This is a genomic window from Milkweed yellows phytoplasma str. MW1, assembly GCF_000309485.1.
Classification (GTDB): domain Bacteria; phylum Bacillota_I; class Bacilli_A; order Acholeplasmatales; family Acholeplasmataceae; genus Phytoplasma.
The window spans coordinates 1-5,245 of the sequence record NZ_AKIL01000018.1; the positions used below are offsets into that span (position 1 = coordinate 1).

Below are 5,245 nucleotides of genomic sequence, written 5' to 3' on the forward strand. Positions count from 1 at the left end.
TATAAGCAATTATACATAGAAAAATATTAACATTTTTTAATTAATATTTATAAAATGATTTTGGTTTATTAAAGTTGTAAGCATTTGTTTTTTGGTTAAGCTGTTACATATGTTTTTATAATCATTATTTATTTAAAAATTAATATTTTTCGATAAATGTTTGAAAAAAGTAACAACAGAAAGGTAATTAAAAAATGTCTTATATTCAGGGATTACGTAGTAAAATAGGGAACGATCCGATTTTTTCTCCAGGAACTTCTATTATTGTTTATGAAAATAATAAATATTTGCTTCAATTTAGAAAAGATTTTCAAATTTGGGGTCTTCATGGCGGAGCTATGGAATTAGGAGAAAATTTCAAAGAAGCCGCTTTAAGAGAGTTAAAAGAAGAAACTGATTTAGATGTTGTTACTATGAATTGCTTCAAAACATACGCAGGAGAAGATATTAAAATCATTTATCCTAATGGAGATATTGTTTATCCTGTAGTGATGGGTTTTATCGTTAGCAAAACAGAAGGACAACCTAACCAACAACATGATGAAGTTTCTGATTTAAAATGGTTCAATGAAGAAAATTTGCCTATTGAAGATATGATGATGATGGACAAAAAGTTTTTAAAAGATTTTATTCAATACAAAAATTCCAAAAATAAAATGCACAATGTTTGGCCTTGTGAATAAAATTAAAACATCTTTTTATAAAAAAATATATTGTTATTTTTTAAATAAATAAAGGAGTTTCATTAGAATGTCTAAACAAGAAATACGTTCTAACAAAAAACAATTAAAGCAAAAAGCCAAACAAAAATTATTTTTAGAAGGCAATTTATTTAAAGTCCTTTTAATGTTGGCCGTCCCTATCTCTTTAACCAATATAGCTTTTCAAGTGATGCCTAAAAATATCGATCTATTTATGGCAATTCAACCCGAAGGGTCTGAAAAATTTACCGATTCTCTTGCTATAATCAGCAGTGTTCAAAATATGTTTTCTTTTATGGGTTTATCTTTGGCTACAGCAGGCATAGTTTTAATAGGTAAAGAATATGCTAAAAAGAATTATAAAACTGCTAAAAAAATGATTAAAACCACTCTTTTTTCTATTATAGGTATTGCTTTTGGCATCGCTTTAATAGCTGTAATAATCGGCAGTCCTATTTTACATAAAGTCCTTTCCGGCACAGAAGAAAAAGTTTTTAAAACAGTTCATAAATATTATATTTTTTTAATTATTTCAGGAGTTTTAATGGCTGTTAATACGGTCTTGTTAGGGTTAGAACGAGCAAAAGGGAATATTAAAACTATTTATCTTTCCAACGCTTTGTTTGTTTTTTTTAAAGTATCTATCAATTTATTATTCGTTTATGGTTTTGATAAGAAAGATCCTTATTGGTTAGGAGTTTCTACCGCTTTATCGAGTTTTTTAGTAACTATTTTTCTAACGGTTTTCTTTGTTATTTCTTTAAAAAGAGATCAAGATGAATTGACAGACAGCGAACAAGTGGATAACAATAAAACTAATATATTGAAAAATATTTTAAAATTAGCTTTACCTATTTTGGGCGGAAGACTAATTTATGAAAGCGGAAGACTAATTGTACTTATTATTGGTTGGAAAATTTATCCAAGCGGAAGTTTAAGCGCGGTTCAAATAGGTGATGGCATAGCAGCCATTGGTTTGAATTTTGGCTTTGCTTTAGAAGAGGCTCAATTGTCTATTATTTCGGCTAATCTAGCAAATAAAAACTTAAAAAGAGTTTTTGAAACAATTAAAAAAACTTTATTATTAAATATGATTTTAGGTTTTGTTTTCACCGTTATTTTTGGTTTTTTTGGAACAAACATATACTCTTTAATCAAAGGTTTAAAAGATAGGTTACAAGGAGAAAGAGAAAAACAATTTCAACTAGGCATCACGATCGCTTCTATTTCTGGCTTTTATACAGTCGTTACTCAAGGAATAATGATTAGAAGTATGATACCTTTTAAAAAACCTCGTATTGATATGTTTTTCGCTTTATTAAGAGCGTTTTTAAGAATTTATTTCATCATTATTTTAGGGTTTAGCCTTTCATCGACTTGGAACAAATATGAAAATGCGGATAATTCTTGGAAAGGATATCATTTTGCCAATCTAACAACGAACACAATCCTTCTCTTTTCGGTTACTTATTATTTTTATTTTAAATTTTATAAAGATATTAAAAAAAATGGTTTTGAAGATATGCGCTTATAATATGAACAATTTAAAGGCGAAGACGAACAAAAGACTACTTGATTTCAAGTAGTCTTTTTTTTCTGTGTCGAAACGTGAGAGAAGTTTTTTAATTAAGGGAAGATTTTTAAAATAATTAAAAGAGTCGATTAATCATTATTCTATTTAGTCTTTTGCTTTTGGTTTTGTTTTAACCTTTTTTCTTGTAAAAATTGTTCTACCATTTTTTTAAAACATTAGGATTCACAAAAAGTATATTAGAATCAGCTTTAAAATGAGTTTTACGAGCTAAATTTTTAAAAACAACAATCTTAACTGTATTAGGATCGACCTTTTTTAAAATTATGTTCAATCGGAACTTTTTATCTTGTTTTTTAAACATAATATCACTCTTTTTCTTCTGCATAGAATAGCTTTTTCTAATATTAAAAACATTTATGTAAAAAAAAACTATTATATAAGTTAAAAACCACTAAAAAAAGATATAGTGGCTTTTTTTTATAATCAATATTTAGTTCATTTAGTTAGTCGAAAAAGAGGAAAATTGATCTTTTTCTTTAATGTTGGTTAATATTCTTAAAGAGTTTACAAGGACTAAAATAGTACTAATCTCATGTAAAAAGACAGCCCAAGGTAGTTTAATATCAGCGATAAAATTAGTTACAGATAAAATAACGATAACCCCAATAGAAAATATAATGTTTTGAAATATTATACTATTTAACTTCTTAGAAACTTTATGAGCGTAAGTTATTTTATTTAAATTATTTTTCATTAAAACCATATCGGCAATATCGATAGCCACATCGGTGCCTTCTTGCACGGTAATGCCTACATCAGAATTAGCTAAAGCAGGGGCGTCGTTTATTCCGTCACCTACCATAGCTACCATATCGTATTTGCTTTTGATTTCGATTATTTTATTAGATTTATCTTCTGGCAAACAATCAGATAAAACATAATCCACGCTTAATTGTTTTCCTATTGCCATAGCATTTTTTTCATTATCGCCTGTCAACATGATTGTATGAATGTTATTCTCATTAAAGTAATTCACCATTTGTTCAGCTTCAGGACGTAATACATCCAAAATAGCTATTACCATAATTATTTTGCCATTTTCGCTAAAATAAAGCACTGTATTACCTTTTTCTAAAAGATTTTTAGTTTTTAGTTCTATTTCTTCAGAAACTTTAGGGAAAGAGTTGTATTTAGCTATTTTATATTGACGACCTTCATGACAAGATTCTAAACCAACACCAATTAAATTATCAACTTGCATTTCAGGAACATTATTTAATGTAAAACTTTGACTTAAATATTTATTGATGGCAAAAGCTAAAGGATGGTTAGATTTTTGTTCCATTTTAGATAAAATAGTTAAATAATCTATTTTATCTTTTTCTTCTATTTCCGAATGGAAAAAAATTTCTTTGACTGTAGCTTTGCCGGTAGTTAAAGTTCCTGTTTTATCAAAAACAATAGCTTTAATGTTGGATAAATTACTTAAAGAATTACCATTTTTCAATAAAATACCATTTTTAGCTAAATGCGAAATAGAAGCAAAAGTAGCAGGGACATCAGAAGCGACCAAAGCACAAGGGGAAGCTACAGTTAAAAAGACCATACTTTTATTAAAAATATGTTTAAATTCGAAATAATGAATAGAAGGGTCAAAATAATAATGTATTATTTGACTAAATAATAAAATACCAACAGAAATGAACATTATCACTTTTACATATAAAGGTTCTATTTTTTTAATTAAATTAGCTCTTTTAGACATATTATTTTTCATTTGATAAGATAATTGAATAATTTTGGTAAAAATATTATTTTCTACTGTAGCGATAATTTCAACAATTAAAGTATTATTGCCATTAATATTACTACCAAGAACTTTATCACCTACTTTCTTATCAACGGGAATGCTTTCTCCCGTAATGCTGGATTCGTCAATAGAAGAAGTTCCAGAAATAATAATACCATCAGAAGGAATTTGATCTCCATTTAAGACGATAACTTTATCGCCTATTTTTAATTTTTCTACTTCTATTAATTCAAATTCACCGTTTTCTTTTAACAATCTTGCTTGAGTAGGAGCCATTTTTAAAAGATTTTTAATTTCTTTTTGGTTTTTATTTTCAATATATTCTTCTAAAAAATTAGCAGTAGCGAAAATAATAATCAATAAAATTGCTTCGTTAAAATTTTGTAAATACATCGCCCCCAAAGCACCTAAAGTCATTAAAATATGAACGTTTGGGGTAAATTTTTTATTTTCTTTTGTATCTTGATAAGTGTCTACAAAACCTTCTATAATAACATGACAACCTGCAAAAAACAAAATAATGATTGTTAAGGCATATTGAAGTGGTAATTTATAATTTTCTTTGTTATCCAAAAAACCATAAAAATTAATAGGTAAAAAAACTAAAGCATACAATAACAAACCACAAATAAAAAGAAAAAAATATGTTTTTTGATTTTTATGGGTTTGTTCTTGGTTGTTATATATATTATTGTAATTTTCCATACTATGAGTCAACGAATTATTAACCTCTATTTCAAAAAAATATTTTTTTCATTCTTTATTTTCTATTAAATTTATTCTTCTGAAGAATCTTCTTCATTTGTTTGTGATTCAGTTTCAGTTTGTGAATCTTCTTCTAATTGAGTTTGTTTTTTTTCTTCATTTAATCTTGCTCTTTCAACTATCTCTTTATAAGTTTCTATGATGGTGTTTTCAATCATAGTTCTTGTTTCAGTATTGATAGGATGAGCTATATCAATATAATTAGGTTTTTTAACATCAGAATTGGTTTTAATACTAGGCATTGCAATAAAAATGCCTCTTTCTCCTTCAATAATTTTAATATAATGAACAACAAAGGCATTATCAAAAGTAACAGAAGCAACACCTCTTAATCTATTTTCGCTCTTATGTAATTTGACTCTAACATCAGTAACTTGCATTTATATTGTTCCCCTAACTCTTATATTTTATTTTAAAATAAATCTAATTAAACTA

General features: G+C 26.7%; 5 protein-coding genes. 2 read left to right on the forward strand and 3 right to left on the reverse strand.

Features of this window, described 5'->3' with window-relative positions; all coding sequences use genetic code 11:
- Window positions 1-194: 194 nt before the first annotated feature.
- Both RI76_RS00415 and RI76_RS00420 read left to right on the forward strand, forming a co-directional pair.
- The gene (locus RI76_RS00415; RefSeq protein WP_017192147.1) at window positions 195-683 is read left to right on the forward strand and encodes an NUDIX hydrolase; all 489 of its coding nucleotides are present in this window, start codon (window positions 195-197) and stop codon (window positions 681-683) included.
- Between the two features lie 67 nt (window positions 684-750).
- On the forward strand, window positions 751-2,235 hold the full coding sequence (locus RI76_RS00420; RefSeq protein ID WP_017192148.1) for an MATE family efflux transporter: 1,485 nt from the start codon (window positions 751-753) through the stop codon (window positions 2,233-2,235).
- A gap of 196 nt (window positions 2,236-2,431) precedes the next feature.
- Here RI76_RS00420 and RI76_RS02765 read toward each other — a convergent pair whose 3' ends face one another.
- The 3 genes from RI76_RS02765 to RI76_RS00430 form a co-directional block, all read right to left on the reverse strand.
- Window positions 2,432-2,596 (reverse strand): hypothetical protein, encoded by a 165-nt coding sequence (locus tag RI76_RS02765; protein WP_017192149.1) that lies wholly within the window; start codon window positions 2,594-2,596, stop codon window positions 2,432-2,434.
- Between the two features lie 138 nt (window positions 2,597-2,734).
- The gene (locus RI76_RS00425; RefSeq protein WP_017192150.1) at window positions 2,735-4,750 is read right to left on the reverse strand and encodes a heavy metal translocating P-type ATPase; all 2,016 of its coding nucleotides are present in this window, start codon (window positions 4,748-4,750) and stop codon (window positions 2,735-2,737) included.
- A 71-nt stretch (window positions 4,751-4,821) separates the two neighbouring features.
- Window positions 4,822-5,190: a SpoVG family protein gene (locus tag RI76_RS00430; protein WP_017192151.1), complete on the reverse strand. Its 369-nt coding sequence runs from the start codon at window positions 5,188-5,190 to the stop codon at window positions 4,822-4,824.
- Window positions 5,191-5,245: the final 55 nt, after the last annotated feature.